Source organism: Pseudomonas sp. COW5, assembly GCF_026240005.1.
GTDB classification, from domain to species: domain Bacteria; phylum Pseudomonadota; class Gammaproteobacteria; order Pseudomonadales; family Pseudomonadaceae; genus Aquipseudomonas; species Aquipseudomonas kribbensis.
Genome location: NZ_JAPHVP010000001.1, coordinates 5,587,181 through 5,605,633 on the forward strand (window position 1 = coordinate 5,587,181; position 18,453 = coordinate 5,605,633).

Here is an 18,453-nt window from a genome sequence, read left to right on the forward strand (position 1 = left end):
AAGCTTGATGACTCTGCCAGGACTCCAGATGAATCGTAATGACCTGCGTCGTGTCGACCTGAACCTGTTGATCGTATTCGAAACCCTGATGCACGAACGCAGCGTGACCCGCGCGGCGGAAAAGCTGTTTCTCGGCCAGCCGGCGATCAGCGCGGCGCTTTCGCGCCTGCGCGGTCTGTTCGACGATCCGCTGTTTGTACGCACCGGGCGCAGCATGGAACCTTCCGCCCGTGCGGTGGAAATCTTCGCCCTGCTCTCGCCTGCCCTGGACTCGATTTCGACAGCGGTCAGCCGCGCCGCCGAATTCGATCCGGCCACCAGCACCTCGGTATTCCGGATCGGCTTGTCGGACGACGTCGAATTCGCCTTGCTGCCCATGCTGCTCAAGCGCCTGCGTGCCGAGGCGCCGGGGATCGTGCTGGTGGTGCGCCGCGTCAACTACATCCTGATGCCCGGCCTGCTCGCCTCCGGCGAAATCTCCATCGGCGTCAGCTACACCACCGACCTGCCGGCCAACGCCAAGCGCAAGGTCTTGCGCCGCAGCCAGCCAAAACTGCTGCGCGCCGACACCGTGCCGGGGCCATTGAGCCTGGACGACTACTGCGCCCGCCCCCATGCGCTGGTGTCGTTCGCCGGCGACCTCAGCGGCTTTATCGATGAAGAACTGGAAAAACTCGGCCGCAAACGTCACGTTGTGTTGGCCGTGCCGCAGTTCAACGGCTTGAGCACGTTGCTGGCCGGAACCGACATCGTCGCGACCGTGCCGGATTACACAGCTGATGCGCTGACGTCTGCGGGTGGCGTTCGGGCGGAAGATCCACCGCTGCCTACTCGTACGTTTGAACTGCACATGGCTTGGCGTGGGTCGCAGGATAACGATCCGGGGGAGCGGTGGTTGCGGTCGCGGATTCAGATGTTTTTTGGGGATCCGGATAGTCTTTGAAAGGCCTTTCCTGAACCGCTTTGCTATCGGTAGCAAAGCGGTTCAGGAACTCAAGCAGAAGTTTTGGAACGAGCTAAACGGTAGCTCGACAGGCAGTAAATCAACAACGCCAACGCCGCCAACATCCCGCCAACGACCCCAACATAAGCAAAACCAAACTGGCTCCCCACCCAGCTCCCCATCAACGCCCCGCCGCCAATGCCGATGTTGTAGATCCCCGAAAACAGCGCCATCGCCACATCGGTCGCGTCAGGTGCCAGCACCAGAACTCTGGACTGCAATGCCAGACCGAAGCCCATGATCGCCATTCCCCAGAACAGGCTCAGGGTGCACAGGTAGGAAACCTCGCCGTTCAAAGGCAGCAGCAATGCCAGACACAACGCGAGCAACGACACGGCGACGATCAGAAAGCGCTGCGGGCTGTACCGGTGCAGCCAGCTGAACAGCAGAGATCCGAAAATCCCCGCGCCGCCGAATAGCAGCAGGATCAGCGTGACCGTCTCGCCACTCATGCCCGCCACCACCTGAACGAAAGGCTCGATGTAGCTGTAGGCAGTGAAATGAGCTGTCACGACCATGGCCGTCAGGACATAGATCGCCACCAGCGCCGGTCGCTTCAACAGTAACGGCAGGCTTTTCAGTGATCCCGAGTTCTGGCTCGGTAACAAGGGCAAGACCCTCGCCAGCCAGAACACCAGCGTAGCGGCCAAGACTGCGATCGCGATGAAGGTGGTTCGCCAGCCCATCGCCTCGCCCAGAATCCTGCCGAGGGGAATACCGAGCACCATCGCCAGGGATGTGCCGGTCGCCAGCAGGCCCAAGGCCTGGACCTGTTTACCGGGCGGCGCCAGTCGCACAGCCAGAGAAGCTGTGATCGACCAGAACAATGCATGGGATAACGCCACGCCGATCCGGCTCAGCAGCAGGACAGCGAAGCTGGTCGCCACACTCGACAGAATGTGGCTGACGATGAACATCGCAAACAGCACGATCAACAGCTTGCGCCGCTCGACGTTGCGCGTCAGCAGCATGATGGGCAGCGACGTCAGCGACACCACCCAGGCATAGATAGTCAGCATCAGGCCGACCTGAGCCGACGTCATGTCGAAGCTGCTGCCAATCGAACTCAACAGGCCGACCGGGACAAATTCGGTGGTGTTGAAGACGAATGCTGCCAGTGCCAGCGCAATGACCGCAAACCAATTGCCGCTGGTGGTCGTCGTAGAGTTGCTCATTTGAAAGTCGTGTCCATCTGTCGGTTTTGCGTACACCAATTGCCGGAAAGCCTCAGACGACAGGTGGTTCGATGGCGACTCTACTATAAAGAAACGCGGACGGGTTCATCGTGGGGGTGAAACTCTCGGCGCTCGGGATACAGGCGTGCGTCATTGGCCGGCGTAGCCTTTGATCCGCATGCAATCATTGGTCAGATCGATCTGTTTTTCGGCGATAACGATGCCCTCCCCCACGGCACTGCCCATGCCGTGAGTCTGGTCGTCTGCTGCCGGCGTCGAGTGGTAGCTGGCCGTTGCGGCTTTGGCCTGGTACTGGCATTCAGCTTTGTCGTGCTGGATGTCAGAGGCGCTTGCGCCCGGCCTGGACCAATCATGAACAGAAGTGGCACAAGCGCTCAAAAGCATCGCGAACAACGTGAAAATAATGAACTTCATGGCTTTCTCCATCGGGAAAAAGATTCTGATTGCGCTGTTTGAAATCACTTGCAGACGAACGTCACGTTGGCGACTTCATTCTCGGGATCCAGCGGCAAGCGAGATTGAACTTCAAATTCGCCGAGTTGCTTGCCAAGCGATTCACACTTTTTGTGGGCATTGTCCAAGGCCAGCTGACGGGCCCCTGAGTGGGTGTGTCTCGATAGCAGAGCATTCGCCGACGCCTGATACTCGTAGGGTCCAAGCTTCAAGTCGTGGGACTGCCAGATATAGTTGCCGACCAATGCGACAGCGCTCACAGCAATAATCATGTTGAGTTTCATGGCAGGCATCGGTCACTGGACATTTCATTCCTCAAAACGCTTACCTCGTGTGGTCAATAGCGCGACGTTTGTGCGGGTCTGAATCGGTCAGATCGCGGTGATGGAATGATTGAGCAGTTCGGTACCGAGATGAAGAAAAACGAAGTATCTTTCAGTGCGGATTAGAAATACTTAACGAGACTGGCGGCCATGCAACTCGATGCAAAACAGATGCAGGCGTTCCTTGCCGTCGTCGACAGCGGCAGTTTCGAAAAGGCTGCGGAACGGCTCAACGTGACACCGTCTGCGGTGTCGCAACGGATACACGCACTGGAAGTTCGCCTGGGCAGCTCGGTTGTAGTGCGCGGGCGACCATGCGAACCCACTCAGGCCGGACGAAAACTGATGCTCTATCTCCGCCGTGCAACGGTGCTCGAAGAGGAACTCCTCAACGACCTGACCGGTGACGAAAAAGAGCATCTGCGGGTTGTCATTGCCGTCAACGGTGACACGCTGGCGACCTGGTTTTTCCCTGCGCTGGCCGAGATATTCGTCAGCGAAAAAATCCTGCTCGACGTCGTGGTCGACGATCAGGACCACACCTATGCATTACTGGAAAGTGGCCAGGTCATTGGTTGCATCGGCACGCGCTCACAGCCGATGCGTGGATGTTTTGCAGAATTGTTGGGATCGGTACGCTACCAATTGGTGGCATCGCCCGCCTTTCAGGAACGTTGGTTTGCCAAGGGGCTGACCCGCACGGCTGCACGCAAGGCGCCCGTTTTCGCTTATTCGCGCAAGGACACTTTACAGTCTGATTTCATGCGGTCGCGTTTCGGCCTGCAGGCAGATGCTTATCCAACCCATTATCTGTCACTTCCCGAAGCACGCCTCAAAGCCATACGCCGTGGCCTTGGATATGGGATGGTGCCGTATATGCAGGTGAGTGACTTGCTGAAAAGCCGGGAGCTGGTGGATTTGGCGCCCGGTCATTTCACTGATGTCGAGCTCTATTGGCACGCGTGGGACCTGCAATCAGCGCGCATGGAAATGCTCTCCGAACGTGCAGTGCATGCGGCGCGCCGCATCTTGAGCAGCAAAACATCGGTCAAACGCTCCACCATGCCGAAAAAGTAAACCGTTGCATTCGCGGCAACACAGATTTGTCATCGACCATATTGATAGCCCCCTAACGAAAGGTGCATGCTAGAGGGCTTCGCTCGGTCTTATATCATTCCGAATGATAGTTACCTTCGTGTCATTCGATTCGTTTGCTATCTACCTGCCGAGCATCATCCGCCCATCTTCAATACATTGGCGGATGCATCCATGGAACAATCACTCAAACATTTGCGCTTCCCGTTGGCTCTGTTGGCCGTGATGGTGATGAGCGCCTGCGGCAAGACTCCAGAAACCGCCGCCGCCATGCCTGCTGCCAAGGTCAGCGTGGCCAAGGTGCTGGAACAACCGGTCAACGAGTGGGACGAATTCACCGGGCGCCTCGAGGCGCCGGAAACCGTTGAAATCCGTCCACGGGTCTCCGGCCAGATCGACGAAGTCGCCTTCACCGAAGGTGCACTGGTCAAGAAAGGCGACCTGTTGTTCCAGATCGACCCGCGTCCGTTCCAGGCCGAGGTTCGCCGCCTTGAAGCCCTCGTAGCCCAGGCTCGCGCCAACGCCACCCGCAGTGAAAACGAAGCCGGCCGTGGCGAACGCCTGCGTGCCAGCAACGCCATTTCCGCCGAACTGGCTGATTCGCGCACCAGCGCTGCACAAGAAGCACGTGCCGCTGTCGGCGCCCTGCAAGCGCAACTGGATCTGGCCAAACTGAACCTGAGTTTCACCCGTGTAACCGCACCGATCAGTGGCCGCGTCAGCCGAGCCGAGATCACCGCCGGTAACCTGGTGACCGCCGACACCACCCCGCTCACCAGCGTGGTTTCCACCGACAAGGTCTATGCCTACTTCGACGCGGATGAGCGTGTATTCCTCAAATACACCCAACTCGCCCGTCAGGGTCAGCGCGGCGCAACCACTCCGGTGTACATGGGCCTGTCCAACGAAGACGGCAACCCGCATTTGGGCCAGATGAACTTCGTCGACAACCAGGTCAACCCGAAGACCGGCACCATTCGTGGTCGCGCCGTGTTCGACAACAGCGACGGCACCTACACCCCGGGTCTGTATGCGCGTCTGAAACTGGTCGGCAGCGGCACCTACAACGCCATGCTGATCAACGATGAAGCGGTCGGCACCGACCTCGGCAAGAAGTTCGTGCTGGTGATGGACGGCGACAACAAAACCGCCTACCGCGCCGTGGAACTCGGTCCGAAGATCGAAGGCCTGCGCATCGTGCGCAACGGCCTGAACAAGGACGACACGATCATCGTCAAGGGTCTGCAACGGGTCCGTCCTGGCTCTCCGGTTTCCCCTGAAGTGATCCCGATGGCCAGCGAGCAAACCATTGCCGCTCTCGCTCAACAACGACAAGCGCTGGAAGCCAGCAACCTGCCCAAAGTCGCACCTGCCAAAGGCGCGTCGGGATCGGTTGTGAAACTGGCTGCTGCGACCCCACGCGGTTAAGGGACGACAACTCCGATGAATTTTTCCCAATTCTTCATTTCACGGCCGATCTTCGCAGCGGTGCTTTCGCTGCTGATCCTGATCGCCGGCGCTATCTCGCTGTTCCAGTTGCCGATCAGCGAGTACCCGGAAGTCGTGCCGCCCACCGTGGTGGTACGTGCCAACTTCCCGGGCGCCAACCCCAAAGTCATCGGTGAAACCGTGGCCGCTCCACTGGAGCAAGCCATCACCGGCGTCGAGAACATGCTGTACATGTCCTCGCAGTCCACCGCTGACGGCAAAATCACCCTGACCATCACCTTCGCCCTGGGCACTGACCTGGACAACGCGCAGGTGCAGGTGCAGAACCGCGTGACCCGGACCGAGCCGAAACTTCCAGAGGAAGTGACGCGCATCGGTATCACCGTTGACAAGGCCTCGCCCGACCTGACCATGGTCGTGCACTTGACCTCGCCGGACAAACGCTACGACATGCTGTACCTGTCCAACTACGCGATCCTCAACATCAAGGATGAGCTCGCTCGCCTCGGTGGTGTCGGTGACGTGCAGCTGTTCGGTATGGGCGACTACTCGCTGCGTGTATGGCTGGACCCGAACAAGACCGCTTCGCGCAATCTGACCGCCACTGATGTGGTTACCGCCATTCGCGAGCAGAACCGTCAGGTCGCCGCCGGCCAACTGGGCGCCCCCCCTGCCCCGAATGCCCAGAGCTTCCAGCTGTCGGTCAACACTCAGGGCCGTCTGGTCTCCGAGGAAGAGTTCGAGAACATCATCATTCGCGCCGGCGACAACGGTGAAATCACTCGCCTGAAGGACATTGCCCGCGTCGAACTGGGTTCCAGCCAGTACGCCCTGCGTTCGTTGCTGAACAACCAGCCGGCCGTGGCGATCCCGATCTTCCAGCGTCCGGGCTCCAACGCCATCGAAATCTCGAACGAAGTTCGCGGCAAGATGGAAGAACTGAAGAAAAGCTTCCCGCAAGGCATGGACTACAGCATCGTCTACGACCCGACGATCTTCGTGCGCGGCTCCATCGAAGCGGTGGTTCACACCCTCTTCGAAGCGCTGATCCTCGTGGTTCTGGTGGTGATCCTGTTCCTGCAGACCTGGCGCGCCTCGATCATTCCGTTGGTGGCGGTGCCGGTATCGTTGATCGGTACGTTTGCAGTGATGCACCTGTTCGGCTTCTCGCTCAACGCCCTGTCGCTGTTCGGCCTGGTACTGGCGATCGGTATCGTGGTTGACGACGCCATTGTGGTGGTGGAGAACGTCGAGCGGAACATTGAACTGGGGCTCAATCCCTTCGATGCGACTAAAAAGGCCATGGGTGAAGTGACCGGCCCGATCATTGCCACGGCGCTGGTGCTGTGTGCGGTGTTCGTGCCGGCGGCGTTCATCTCGGGCCTGACGGGTCAGTTCTACAAGCAGTTCGCACTGACCATCGCGATCTCGACCGTGATCTCGGCCTTCAACTCGCTGACCCTGTCGCCGGCGCTGGCCGCTGTGTTGCTCAAAGGTCACGACGCCCCGAAAGACCGCTTCTCGCGGGTGCTGGACAAGATCTTCGGTGGCTGGCTGTTCCGTCCGTTCAACCGCTTCTTCGACCGCGCCAGCCATGGCTACGTCGGCACCGTGCGCCGGGTCATCCGTGGCAGCGGCATCGCTCTGTTCGTGTACGCAGGCCTGATGGTGCTGACCTTCTTCGGTTTCTCCAGCACGCCAACCGGTTTCGTACCCGGCCAGGACAAGCAATACCTGGTGGCCTTCGCGCAACTGCCGGACGCCGCGAGCCTGGACCGCACCGAAGACGTGATCAAGCGCATGTCCGACCTGGCATTGAAACAGCCTGGCGTGGAAAGCGCCGTAGCGTTCCCGGGCCTGTCGATCAACGGCTTCACCAACAGCCCGAACGCCGGCATCGTGTTCGTGACCCTGAAACCGTTCGACGAGCGTAAAGACCCGAGCATGTCCGCCGGTGCCATTGCCGGTGCCTTGAACGGCCAGTACGCGAACATCCAGGAAGCCTACATGGCGATCTTCCCGCCGCCGCCGGTACAAGGTCTGGGTACCATCGGTGGTTTCCGCCTGCAAATCGAAGACCGGGGCAACCTGGGCTACGAAGAGCTGTACAAGGAAACCATGAACATCATTGCCAAGAGCCATAACGTTCCGGAACTGGCCAACCTGTTCACCAGCTACACCGTGAACGTGCCGCAGGTCGATGCCGCCATCGACCGGGAAAAGGCCAAGACCCACGGCGTGGCCGTCAGCGACATCTTCGACACCCTGCAGATCTACCTGGGCTCGCTGTATGCCAACGACTTCAACCGCTTCGGGCGCACCTATCAGGTCAACGTTCAGGCCGAACAGCAGTTCCGCCTCGAATCCGATCAGATCGGTCAGCTGAAAGTACGCAACAACAAGGGCGAAATGATCCCGCTGGCGACCTTCATCAAGGTCAGCGACACCTCGGGTCCGGATCGCGTGATGCACTACAACGGCTTCATCACTGCTGAAATCAACGGTGCCGCAGCCCCGGGCTACAGCTCCGGCCAGGCCGAAAAAGCCATCGAGAAACTGCTCAAGGATGAACTTCCGAACGGCATGACCTACGAGTGGACCGACCTGACCTATCAGCAGATTCTGTCCGGCAACACCGCGCTGTTCGTGTTCCCGCTCTGCGTATTGCTGGCGTTCCTGGTGCTTGCCGCTCAGTACGAAAGCTGGAGCCTGCCACTGGCGGTGATCCTGATCGTACCGATGACCCTGCTGTCGGCCATCACCGGCGTGATCATCTCCGGCGGCGACAACAACATCTTCACCCAGATCGGCCTGATCGTACTGGTGGGCCTGGCCTGTAAGAACGCGATTCTGATCGTCGAGTTCGCCAAGGACAAACAGCAGGAAGGTCTCGATCCGCTGGCCGCGGTACTGGAAGCCTGCCGTCTGCGTCTGCGGCCGATCCTGATGACCTCGTTCGCGTTCATCATGGGTGTGGTGCCACTGGTGTTCTCCAGCGGTGCCGGTGCCGAGATGCGTCACGCCATGGGTGTGGCGGTGTTCTCCGGCATGCTCGGGGTGACCTTCTTCGGTCTGCTGCTGACGCCAGTGTTCTATGTACTGATCCGCAACTTCGTGGAACGCAGTGAAGCCCGCAAAGCGGCCAAGGCGCAGAATCTTCCACAGCAACTGGAGGCGCACCAATGAGTCTGAAAGTCTTCCTGCCGAGCCTGCTGGTACTGGCCCTGAGCGCCTGTGCAGTCGGTCCCGACTACAAGACCCCAGCCACGGAGGCGGCCAACATCACGGCCGCCACCGACGGCGCCGCCGGCCAGAAGAACTTTGACCGCTCGAAATTCGAGGGCATCTGGTGGCAGCAGTTCGACGATCCGACCCTCAACCAGTTGGTGACTCAATCGCTGCAGGGTAACCGTCAACTGCGCGTCGCCTTTGCTCGCTGGAAAGCGGCCCGGGCGATCCGCGACGACGCCAGCAACGATGCGATGCCGACCATCACCAGCCGCGCCAGCAGCAATCTGGGCAAGGGACAGATTCCCGGCCAGACCACCCAACGGGTCAACAGCGAACGCTATGACCTGGGTCTGGATATGGCCTGGGAGGTCGATCTGTTTGGCCGGATCCAGCGCAACCTGGAAGCCAGCGAAGCCGATCAGCAGGCTGCCGAAGCCGATCTGTACCAACTGCAAGTCACCATGATTGCCGAACTGGTGGATGCCTACGGTCAACTGCGTGGCGCCCAGCTGCGGGAAAAGATCGCCGTGGCCAACCTGGAAAACCAGCAGGAGTCGCGCAAGATCACCATCAGCCTGCGTGACGCCGGCGTGGGCGATCAGCTCGATGTCGAGCGCGCCGATGCCCGTCTGGCCTCGGTCGAAGCCAGCGTGCCGCAATTGCAGGCAGAGCAGGTTCGGCAGAAAAACCGCATCGCCACCCTGCTGGGTGAACGTCCGGACAAACTGACCGTCGACCTGAGCCCGAAAGACTTGCCAGCCATTGCCAAGGCATTGCCGATCGGTAACCCGGGCGAACTGCTGCAACGTCGCCCGGACATCCTCAGCGCCGAACGCAAACTGGCTTCCGCCACGGCGCGTATCGGTGTGGCCAAGGCCGACCTGTTCCCACGGGTCAGCCTCAGCGGCTTCCTCGGCTGGACGGCCGGGCGTGGTTCGCAGATCGGTTCCTCGGCGGCCAACGCCTGGGCGCTGGGCCCGAGCATCACCTGGGCGGCGTTCGACCTTGGCAGCGTGCGTGCCCGTTTGCGCGGTGCCGACGCCGATGCCGAAGGCGCACTGGCGACCTACGAGCAACAAGTGCTGCTGGCCCTGGAAGAGTCGGAAAACGCCTTCAGCGATTACGGAAAACGTCAGCAACGCTTGATCTCGCTGATCCGCCAAAGCGAATCCAGCCGCAAGGCTGCCGATCTGGCTGAGATCCGCTACCGCGAAGGCACCACCGATTTCCTGGTGCTGCTCGACGCCCAGCGTGAACGCTTGAATGCCGAAGACAGCCAGGCACAGGCCGAAGTCGAGCTGTATCGCGGCATTGTCGCGATCTACAAGGCTCTCGGTGGCGGCTGGCAACCGGAAACGGTCGCCAGCAAGTAACAGTTTTTTAAAGAGCTCCTTTGGTTGGCCGCAACCAACCAATTTTTTGCCCCGCGTATCATTCGGTCGCGGGGCTTTTTTGTGCCTGTCTTTCGTGGTTCTCCAGAACGGTGACGGTGGCTGTGGTACCTGCCCTGAGGCGATCCTTGCCCTCATAGTCGGAATCAATACCGATACGCACCGGCACCCGCTGTGCCAGCTTCACCCAGGTGTAACTGGGGTTGATATTGGCCAGCAATCGACTGCCCGGCGCGTTTTCCCGGTCGGCGATGGCGAAGGCGATGCTCTGCACGGTACCGCCGAACTTCTCTCCGCTCATCAACTCGATCCGTACCCTGTCGCCCTCCTCGATCCGTGGCAATTTGGTCTCTTCGAAGTAACCACTGACGTAGAACGAGTCGCTGTCCACCAGTGCCAGCAATGCACCGCCGGCCACCGCGTAGTCGCCCTGCCGGGTCAACAGGTTGGTGACATAGCCACTGACCGGCGATTCGACACGGGTACGCTGCAGATCCAGTTCCGCCTGGGTCAGTGCTGCAATCGCCAATTGCACATTGGCCTCGGCCAGGCCGAGATTGGCCTGGTTGCGCAGCAGGTCAGCCTGGGCCACGGCCACGTCGGTGCTGGACTTTTCCCACTCTTCACCCGAAATCGCGAAGCCCTGTTTGAGCGTGCGTCTGCGTCGTTCCTCACTCTCGCGTTGTTTCAGCAAGGCCTCGCTGGCCACGATGGACGCCCGGGACTGACCCAGGGTGGCCTTGGCCACCTCGACCGAACGTTTGGCATGCTCGACCGCCAGACTGTAGCGAGCCGGATCGATCTCCAGCAGCAATTGGCCCTTCTCGACGTGTTGATTGTCCTGCACCGCCAGGCTGACGATGCGCCCCGAGACATCCGCCGACAGGGTCACCACGTCTGCCCTCACCCGCGCATCCCGCGTCCAGGGCGCACGGGTGTAATGCTCCCAGGCGAACCAGCCCAGCACGATGGCCAGAAACACCACAGCCAATGTCGTCAATCGAGTGAGTAACGTCTTCAAGGCATCAGGCTCCCATCAACAGAATCAATGTGGCGCAGACACAGGCGTACAGCGCGCCCTCGAACAGCGCTTCATGCCAGACCAGTCGCAGTACGCCGAGGCGGCGCAATACCCAGTCCAGCAATAGAAAGACCGGTATGGCGAGGATCAGCGCCTGGGCGATTGGCGGCAGGTAGACGCCGCCTACCTCGAAATCAATGGGCAAGGACGGGTTCTCCTTCAGGGGCGTTGTGTTGCAGATATTCACCGTGACGCTCAAGGAACGAGACGACGATCAGCAACGCCACACGCATGCGGAATACAGACCACAGGTGTTCGTGCGTGGAGGCATGCAGCTCATCCAGCTCGTCACCGAGCGCATGTAACGTCGTCAGCAAGGCTGGCAGGTGCACATCCGGGCGGCCAGCGACGAAGCGGCCGGTGTGGCGCAAAGCGTCCATCAATTGCCGGCCGAAGGTGTCCGTCAGCAAAGCGTTGCCCTGCACCTGTTGTCTGAGCTGGTGAATGGCGACACCGAGCGCCACACAGGCGAGGCTGATTTCATAGCGTCGTTGCATGTCCGGATCATTGGCTGCCGGCAACAGACCCAGCATGGTGGTCAGGCGATCGACCATGCGGCTTTCGAACGCGAATTGCTCTGCGTCCGTGGCGGGCGCTTGGGTCAGTTGATACACCTGCTCCCGCGCTTCGTTGTAGAACCGACGGATTCGCAACACCGGCCGGAACGGAAAGATCCACGCATAGACGATCAGGGCAAGCATCGCCGCACTGACGTAGGCACCGGCAAACTCGAACCATTGAATGGCAGTGTTCTGCCCGGTGCCGACGTTCTGCGGGCCCAGCATCAGGAAACTCGATAACCCCAGCCCCATGCCGATGCCCGCCGTGGCCGGGCTGGCCAGTCCCACCGCGATGACATAAAGCAGCGGAGCCAGCAATAACGCCAGCCATTCGAAGTCGTTGACCGCCGGTACCAGCATGAACTGATACAACGCTGAAACCACCAATGCCAGGCCCAATCCCCGGGCGTAGCTCTGCGCGGCGATCAAGGGGCGCGGGAACGTTGCCATCAGCGAACACAGAATCCCCACCAGAATCATCCCGCCACGCGCACCGTCCCAGGCCGTTTCGATCCAGATCAGCCCGGCCACCAGCAATGCACTGAAGGCCCGGATCGCATTCATCGTCGCCAGAGTGAAATCCAGGTGCAGCGGGCTGGACTGGCCACGGAACATGCAACTGGCCTCTCGGCCTTCCTGTATGGCTTCGCTCAGTTCGAGGATCTGCTCCAGTTGTTGCAGCAGCCGCGCCTGCTCCCAGCGCAGGGCCCATGCCAGCGAACGCAAGGTTGCGCTCATGTCCTCGGTCAACTGTTCAGCCCTGTAGGCCAACGCTTCGAACTGTTGCTGCAGGACAACCAGCTGATGCCTCATGTCTTCCGGCAGTGAACGCCCGTACTCTGCCAGTTGATCGAGAAACGCCAGTTCATCGGCACGCAAGTGCTGGACCTCCAGTGGCAGATCCCCGTCCCAGCGTTCGGTCAGCAACTGCCGCTGATGACGCAGGGCTGTCAGACGTGAGGTGAGCAGCATCAGTTGATTGCCCAGCATCAGCACCAGATTGTTGGCACTGCGCAGACGCGGAGCATCGAAATACAGATGACGGCGCAAACCTTCCAGGGCGCTGATTTCGCCGAGCAGTTGCATTTGCCGGCGCTGGAATTCGCTTTCGCTTTCCTCGGTGCGAATCACCGCTGCGGCATGGGTGGCGACCAGTTTGATCACCTGATCGACTTTGGCGAAGTAGTTGCGCGAAACCGCCTCCGGACGGGCCGTCAACAGGCTGACGACACAGACGCAGGCCACCGCCAGCAGGGTTTCGGTCACCCGGGTAACCGCCAGCAGGAAGGTGCCGTCCTGGTCCGGAATGGCCAGCAGCGCCACGACCACGGCGGTGTAACCACTGAGCACGAATGCCTGAGAACTGGTGTAGCGCAACAAGGTGCCGCCGGCCGTGCATAGCGCCAGCCACAGCGCCAGGGTTGTGATGAACGGCAAAGGCGCCTGAGGGAAAATCGCCATGATCAGCACCGCCACCGCCGCGCCGAGCGTGGTGCCGATAACCTGACCAAAACTGCGGGCCAGCGCCATCCCGGCCAGCGGCTGACTGATGATGACCACCGCCATGATCGACCATTTGGGTTGATCCAGATCGAACAGGAACGCCAGGTACAGCGTCAGCAGCCCGGCTGCAATGGTGCGCAGGGCAAACAGCAACACTGCCTGACCAGGATGGATCACCGTCTTGAAATAATTGAGCAGGGCTTGCATGAACGCACTCGTCAAAGGAACTTCACCAAGCGTAGTCACTGCATCGAAAGCTCGACGGCTTCCGGGGCCGACAGATGTTGTAGGGATATTCATCCTCAGTCGCGTGACATATCGGGCAGAGTGTTTGACTCAAGGCGTCAGCTGACCGAAGCTTGCCCCTCTGCGTCAATATGAAAGCTTCGGATACCTGCATGCCTCAGTCCCGCCGCTACGTGCTCATCAGTCTTGGCCTCGTGCTTGTCCTTCTGGTTGCCTGGCTGTCGCTGCGCAGCACCGCTCTCGTGGTGCCGGAAGCCATCAAGCATGGCTACAGCGAAGCGCTGGCCGCCGCCCGGGCCGGCCAGCCGGGCGCGGCGCGGGTTTTGTACCAGCAACTGGGACGCCCGGATCTTTCAGTCAAGCGGCGCGTCTGGCTGCATGCCGAACTGCCGAACTACCCGAGCCCGCAAGCGTTGAAACTGGCCGATGCCGATCTGCAGAACGAATCCCCCGACGTGCGAATGGCAGCGATCAGGAGCGTGACCGGTCTGGTGCCAGGGGGCCAGCGCAGTCTGTTGCTTGGCCCGTTGCTCGACGATGAAGACCAGAACGTTCGTTTTGCCGCGATCAACGCCCTGCTCGGCCTGTCCCCTGACCAGTTGGGCCTGTACTTCGCGCCGTTGCAGCAAGGCATCGACGTGTGGGAAGAGGCGCTCAAGCATCAGCCGGAAAGTGCCGCCAACCATGCGCAATTGGCGCGTCTGTACCTGCACAATGCCGAGCTCAAACAGGCGCAGGACGCCCTCGAGGAGACTCTGCGTCTGGATCCCGCCAACCTGCCGGCGCTGGTGATGCAGATCGAGGTGCTCGACCGCCAGGGCCAGAGCGACGCCGCCCGGCAACTGCTGGCCCGACAGCTGAAGGCTCAACCTGATTCCGCCTACCTGCAACATGCCCTGGGCCTGTGGCTGCTCCATCACGATCAACGGGAATTCGCCCTGCTCGGCCTCTCCAAGGCCGTGGAGCTTGAGCCCGACAACAAGGACTATCGCTACGACCTCGCCACCACGCTGCACAGCGCCGAGGAACTCGAAGCGGCGCAGAAACAGTTACAGGAAATCGTTCAACGTCATCCGGCCGACCGCAAGGCACGGGTGCTGCTGATCAGTTACTGGAAAGAAAGTGGTCAGTTGCAGAACGTTCAGGTTCTGCTGGCCCAGCTTGAGCAGATGAATCCGGACGACCCCTCGTTGCAGCAGGGTCTTTGAACGACTTCTGACAGGCTCCATGACACACCCGGAAAGAAATTCGGAACCGCCTTCTCGGCAAAGGGTCAAGTAAACAGGCAGCCCGCAAAGGCGTACACCGCCCGCTGCCTCGTTTCCCCTAGTCATGAGAGGGCATTTTTTGTCTACATCGAACGAGTTGATCAGCGCAAAAGCCGCCACGGGCATCGAAGGTCTGGACGACATCCTGGCCGGTGGTCTCTCTCGCAGTCATGTGTTCCTGCTGGAGGGCGAGCCTGGCACCGGTAAAACCACGGTGGCGTTGCATTTTCTCCTCGCCGGTGCCCGTGCCGGAGAGCGCTCGCTGTACATCACACTCTCCGAAACCGAGCGCGAACTGCGCCAGGGTGCGGCCTCCCATGGCTGGGAGTTGAACGAGAACATCGAGATTTTCGAGCTGACACCGCCGGAAAGCCTGCTCAACGCCGAGCATCAGCAAAGCCTGCTGTACTCCTCGGATCTGGAACTGGGTGAAGCTACCAAACAGATTTTCGAAGTGGTCGAACGCTTCAAGCCGACCCGGGTGGTGCTCGACAGCCTGTCGGAGATCCGCCTGCTGGCGCAAAGCTCCTTGCGCTATCGTCGGCAGATCCTGGCGATCAAGCACTACTTCGTGCGCTATGACGCGACGGTGTTGCTGCTGGATGACCTGACCACCGAATCCCTCGACAAGACCGTCCACAGCGTGGCCCACGGCGTCATCCGCCTCGAAGAACTGACCCCCAACTACGGCGCCGAACGCCGACGCGTGCGGGTGATCAAGTATCGCGGCCAGAAGTATCGCGGCGGTTTCCACGACTTCACCATCATGGGCGATGGCGTGCATGTCTTTCCGCGTCTGGTGGCGGCTGAACATCGGGGCGATTACCCGCGTCTGCAATTGACCAGCGGGATCGCTGAAATGGATGCGCTGCTGGGCGGCGGCATCGAGACCGGTTCCAGCACGCTGATACTCGGCCCGGCCGGTACCGGCAAATCGCTGATCTCGATGATCTTCGCTGCCGCAGCGGTAACGCGCGGCGAAAAAGCGGCATTGTTCATTTTCGATGAAGAACTGGGCCTGCTGTTCGAGCGCATGAAGAACATCGGCATCGACCTCAAGGCCCTGCAAGCCACCGGTAATCTGCTGATCGAGCAGGTCGACGCGGCCGAACTGTCCCCAGGCGAGTTCTCTCACCGGGTACGCCGCTGTGTCGATGAAGCCGACATCAAGACCGTGGTGATCGACAGCATCAACGGCTACCAGGCCGCCATGCCGGAAGAAAACGCGCTGGTCCTGCACATGCACGAACTGCTGCTGTATCTGAACCGCAAAGGCGCCGCGACTTTCATGACCGTCGCCCAGCACGGACTGGTCGGCGACATGCAGGCGCCGGTGGACATTACCTATCTGGCCGACACGGTCATCCTGCTGCGCTACTTCGAAGCCCTCGGCAAGGTGCGTCGGGCGATTTCGATCATCAAGAAACGCACCGGCAGCCACGAATCGACCATCCGTGAATACCGGATTTCCGCCCAGGGCATGACCATCGGCGAACCGCTGGAGGCCTTCCAGGGTGTGCTGCGCGGTGTGCCCACGTACCTCGGCGCGAGCAATCCGCTGCTCAAGGAAGAGAACTTGTGACCGTCACCGTCCCGCTGTCGGAACGGGCGCTGATTCTGGCGCCCCTGGGTCGCGACAGCCAGATTGCGCTGATGATCCTCAACGAGGCCGGGTATGGCGGCCTGATCACCCCGGACCTCGCCAACCTTTGCAGTGAACTGGAGCCCGGCGCCGGTCTGTTGCTGATTGCCGCCGAAGCCCTCAATGGCCCGGACCTGGAAGGCCTGCTGGCCTATCTGAAGCAACAACCGGCATGGTCGGATCTGCCCATCGTTTTGTTCACTCATCATGGCGGGGCCGAGCAAGGTCCGTCTTCGCGTCTCAGTGAGTTGCTGGGCAACGTGACATTCCTCGAACGCCCTTTCCATCCGGCGACCCTGATCAGTCTGGTTTCTACAGCCTTGCGCGGTCGACGACGACAGTACGAAGCCCGCGACCGTCTGATCGATCTGAGCGAAAGCGAGCGGCGTCTGCAATCGACACTCGAAACCCTTGAGCAACAAGTCGAGGAACGCACGGCGCAACTGCGGCACAACGAAGAAGCCCTGCGCCAGTCGCAGAAGATGGAAGCGGTCGGTCAGCTCACCGGCGGGATAGCCCACGACTTCAACAACATGCTGACCGGGATCATCGGCAGTCTGGAACTGTTGCGCCGGCGTCTTGCCCGTGGCCGGACAGAGGATCTCGACAGCCTGATCGATCTGGGCGTGACCTCCGCCAACCGCGCGGCGGGCCTGACTCACCGTCTGCTGGCGTTTTCCCGCCGGCAATCGCTGGATTCCAAAGCGGTGCAGATGAATGATCTGGTGCAATCGATGGGTGAGCTGCTGCAACGCAGCCTGAACGAAAGCATCCAGCTGGACATGCGCTTGCATGAACAATTGTGGGTGGCCAAGGCCGACCCCAATCAACTGGAAAGCGCCCTGCTCAACCTGGTGATCAACGCCCGGGACGCCATGCCCGACGGCGGCAATCTGGTGGTCGAAACGGGCAATCAGGTGCTGGATCGCGATTTCACTGCGAGCTACAGCAATCTGCAACCCGGCGACTATGTCGTCCTGAGCGTCACAGACAACGGCTGCGGCATGCCGCAGAGCGTGATCAACCGCGCATTCGATCCGTTTTTCACCACCAAACCCATCGGTCAGGGCACCGGGCTGGGTCTGTCGATGATTTATGGCTTCAGCAAGCAATCCGGCGGGCATGTGTCGATCGACAGCGAAATCGATCAGGGCACCACAGTCAAACTCTATCTGCCGCGCTTTCAGGGTGAGTCCCTGCCCCATACCCCGATGGATACAGAACAGACTCCGGACGCCCTGGAAGGCGAAACCGTGCTGATCGTCGAAGACGATCCGGCCGTGCGGGTGCTGGTCAGCGCCGTATTGAGCGAGTTGGGTTATGGATTTGTCGAAGCCAGCGATGCCGACGGTGCCGTGCCCATCCTGGACTCGGCGCAGCGTATTGATCTGCTGATCAGCGACGTCGGTCTGCCGGGCATGAACGGCCGGCAACTGGCAGAAATCGGCCGACAATACCGGCCGGAATTGAAAGTGCTGTTCATCACCGGCTATGCCGAGCACGCGGCGGTGCGCGGCGGATTTCTCGACCCTGGCATGCAGATGATCACCAAGCCCTTCACCTTTGATCTGTTGACGGCGAAGGTACGGGAGATGATCAAGAGCTGAGGCGGTTGACGCCTCAGGCCAGCAATTCCTGAATTTTCTCCTGCAACACGTCCAGGTCGAATGGTTTTTCCAGGATCGGCGCCCGACGGGTAATCGGGCTGCCAGTCTCGCGGATTTCCTGCGGATAGCCGCTGATGAAGATCACCTTCAGGTCAGGACGCAATTTGACGGCGGGTTCGGCGATCTGCACGCCGGAGATTCCGCCAGGCAAGCGGAAATCGGTAATCAACATGTCCAGATGCGGCTTGCTCGCCAGAATCTCGAACGCCTGCTCGCCGTTTTCGGCCTGCAATACGCGATAGCCCTGGCCTGACAGATAGTCTGTCAGGACCATCAGGATCACCGGTTCGTCCTCGACGACGAGTACTACATCTTGTGCATCTACGCTCATGGGAAGCCTTTGTT

General features: G+C 60.4%; 15 protein-coding genes. 8 read left to right on the forward strand and 7 right to left on the reverse strand.

The window, feature by feature from the left end:
• The first annotated feature begins 28 nt into the window (after positions 1-28).
• The gene (locus OQ248_RS25445) at positions 29-943 is read left to right on the forward strand and encodes a LysR family transcriptional regulator (protein ID WP_085709803.1); all 915 of its coding nucleotides are present in this window, start codon (positions 29-31) and stop codon (positions 941-943) included.
• Positions 944-993: 50 nt separating this feature from the next.
• Here OQ248_RS25445 and OQ248_RS25450 read toward each other — a convergent pair whose 3' ends face one another.
• The 3 genes from OQ248_RS25450 to OQ248_RS25460 all read right to left on the reverse strand — a co-directional run bounded on the left by OQ248_RS25450 (position 994) and on the right by OQ248_RS25460 (position 2,936).
• Positions 994-2,178, reverse strand: coding sequence for a sugar transporter (locus OQ248_RS25450; RefSeq protein WP_265814483.1), 1,185 nt, complete (start codon positions 2,176-2,178; stop codon positions 994-996).
• 150 nt (positions 2,179-2,328) lie between these two features.
• The gene (locus OQ248_RS25455) at positions 2,329-2,613 is read right to left on the reverse strand and encodes a hypothetical protein (protein WP_265814484.1); all 285 of its coding nucleotides are present in this window, start codon (positions 2,611-2,613) and stop codon (positions 2,329-2,331) included.
• A 44-nt stretch (positions 2,614-2,657) separates the two neighbouring features.
• Complete coding sequence (locus tag OQ248_RS25460; protein ID WP_265814485.1) at positions 2,658-2,936, reverse strand: hypothetical protein; 279 nt, start codon at positions 2,934-2,936, stop codon at positions 2,658-2,660.
• A 189-nt stretch (positions 2,937-3,125) separates the two neighbouring features.
• On the opposite strand from OQ248_RS25460, the gene OQ248_RS25465 reads away from it, so the two are divergent.
• From OQ248_RS25465 to OQ248_RS25480, 4 genes are all read left to right on the forward strand, one after another.
• Complete coding sequence (locus OQ248_RS25465) at positions 3,126-4,052, forward strand: HTH-type transcriptional regulator ArgP (protein WP_265814486.1); 927 nt, start codon at positions 3,126-3,128, stop codon at positions 4,050-4,052.
• A 192-nt stretch (positions 4,053-4,244) separates the two neighbouring features.
• Complete coding sequence (mexE, locus tag OQ248_RS25470) at positions 4,245-5,498, forward strand: multidrug efflux RND transporter periplasmic adaptor subunit MexE (protein WP_265814487.1); 1,254 nt, start codon at positions 4,245-4,247, stop codon at positions 5,496-5,498.
• A gap of 15 nt (positions 5,499-5,513) precedes the next feature.
• Positions 5,514-8,705, forward strand: a complete 3,192-nt coding sequence (locus tag OQ248_RS25475; protein WP_265814488.1) for an efflux RND transporter permease subunit — start codon at positions 5,514-5,516, stop codon at positions 8,703-8,705.
• Positions 8,702-10,123, forward strand: a complete 1,422-nt coding sequence (locus OQ248_RS25480; protein WP_265814489.1) for an efflux transporter outer membrane subunit — start codon at positions 8,702-8,704, stop codon at positions 10,121-10,123. The genes OQ248_RS25475 and OQ248_RS25480 overlap by 4 nt, the downstream gene beginning before the upstream one ends.
• Positions 10,124-10,181: 58 nt before the next feature.
• On the opposite strand, the gene OQ248_RS25485 is transcribed toward OQ248_RS25480, so the two are convergent.
• The 3 genes from OQ248_RS25485 to OQ248_RS25495 are packed head-to-tail and all read right to left on the reverse strand — an operon-like array spanning position 10,182 to position 13,492.
• The gene (locus tag OQ248_RS25485) at positions 10,182-11,162 is read right to left on the reverse strand and encodes an HlyD family secretion protein (RefSeq protein ID WP_265814490.1); all 981 of its coding nucleotides are present in this window, start codon (positions 11,160-11,162) and stop codon (positions 10,182-10,184) included.
• A 4-nt stretch (positions 11,163-11,166) separates the two neighbouring features.
• Entirely contained in the window at positions 11,167-11,367 is a 201-nt protein-coding gene (locus OQ248_RS25490) for a DUF1656 domain-containing protein (RefSeq protein WP_096820375.1), read from the reverse strand.
• Complete coding sequence (locus OQ248_RS25495; RefSeq protein ID WP_265814491.1) at positions 11,357-13,492, reverse strand: FUSC family protein; 2,136 nt, start codon at positions 13,490-13,492, stop codon at positions 11,357-11,359. Before OQ248_RS25495 ends, OQ248_RS25490 begins: the two co-directional genes overlap by 11 nt.
• Positions 13,493-13,683: 191 nt before the next feature.
• Between OQ248_RS25495 and OQ248_RS25500 the strand changes: the two genes are divergently transcribed.
• The 3 genes from OQ248_RS25500 to OQ248_RS25510 all read left to right on the forward strand — a co-directional run bounded on the left by OQ248_RS25500 (position 13,684) and on the right by OQ248_RS25510 (position 18,048).
• Positions 13,684-14,739 (forward strand): tetratricopeptide repeat protein, encoded by a 1,056-nt coding sequence (locus OQ248_RS25500; RefSeq protein ID WP_265814492.1) that lies wholly within the window; start codon positions 13,684-13,686, stop codon positions 14,737-14,739.
• Positions 14,740-14,878: 139 nt separating this feature from the next.
• Positions 14,879-16,381: an ATPase domain-containing protein gene (locus OQ248_RS25505; protein ID WP_265814493.1), complete on the forward strand. Its 1,503-nt coding sequence runs from the start codon at positions 14,879-14,881 to the stop codon at positions 16,379-16,381.
• Positions 16,378-18,048 (forward strand): ATP-binding protein, encoded by a 1,671-nt coding sequence (locus tag OQ248_RS25510; RefSeq protein WP_265814494.1) that lies wholly within the window; start codon positions 16,378-16,380, stop codon positions 18,046-18,048. Before OQ248_RS25505 ends, OQ248_RS25510 begins: the two co-directional genes overlap by 4 nt.
• Positions 18,049-18,061: 13 nt before the next feature.
• Here OQ248_RS25510 and OQ248_RS25515 read toward each other — a convergent pair whose 3' ends face one another.
• Complete coding sequence (locus OQ248_RS25515; protein ID WP_007954537.1) at positions 18,062-18,439, reverse strand: response regulator; 378 nt, start codon at positions 18,437-18,439, stop codon at positions 18,062-18,064.
• Positions 18,440-18,453: the final 14 nt, after the last annotated feature.

What these genes read in the sequence shown, in the direction of transcription:
- OQ248_RS25445 (WP_085709803.1), top strand. Translation starts at nt 29, where the DNA reads ATGAATCGTAATGACCTGCGTCGTGTCGACCTGAACCTGTTGATCGTA.
- OQ248_RS25450 (WP_265814483.1), bottom strand. Translation starts at nt 2,178, where the DNA reads ATGAGCAACTCTACGACGACCACCAGCGGCAATTGGTTTGCGGTCATT.
- OQ248_RS25455 (WP_265814484.1), bottom strand. Translation starts at nt 2,613, where the DNA reads ATGAAGTTCATTATTTTCACGTTGTTCGCGATGCTTTTGAGCGCTTGT.
- OQ248_RS25460 (WP_265814485.1), bottom strand. Translation starts at nt 2,936, where the DNA reads ATGAAACTCAACATGATTATTGCTGTGAGCGCTGTCGCATTGGTCGGC.
- OQ248_RS25465 (WP_265814486.1), top strand. Translation starts at nt 3,126, where the DNA reads ATGCAACTCGATGCAAAACAGATGCAGGCGTTCCTTGCCGTCGTCGAC.
- mexE (WP_265814487.1), top strand. Translation starts at nt 4,245, where the DNA reads ATGGAACAATCACTCAAACATTTGCGCTTCCCGTTGGCTCTGTTGGCC.
- OQ248_RS25475 (WP_265814488.1), top strand. Translation starts at nt 5,514, where the DNA reads ATGAATTTTTCCCAATTCTTCATTTCACGGCCGATCTTCGCAGCGGTG.
- OQ248_RS25480 (WP_265814489.1), top strand. Translation starts at nt 8,702, where the DNA reads ATGAGTCTGAAAGTCTTCCTGCCGAGCCTGCTGGTACTGGCCCTGAGC.
- OQ248_RS25495 (WP_265814491.1), bottom strand. Translation starts at nt 13,492, where the DNA reads ATGCAAGCCCTGCTCAATTATTTCAAGACGGTGATCCATCCTGGTCAG.
- OQ248_RS25500 (WP_265814492.1), top strand. Translation starts at nt 13,684, where the DNA reads ATGCCTCAGTCCCGCCGCTACGTGCTCATCAGTCTTGGCCTCGTGCTT.
- OQ248_RS25515 (WP_007954537.1), bottom strand. Translation starts at nt 18,439, where the DNA reads ATGAGCGTAGATGCACAAGATGTAGTACTCGTCGTCGAGGACGAACCG.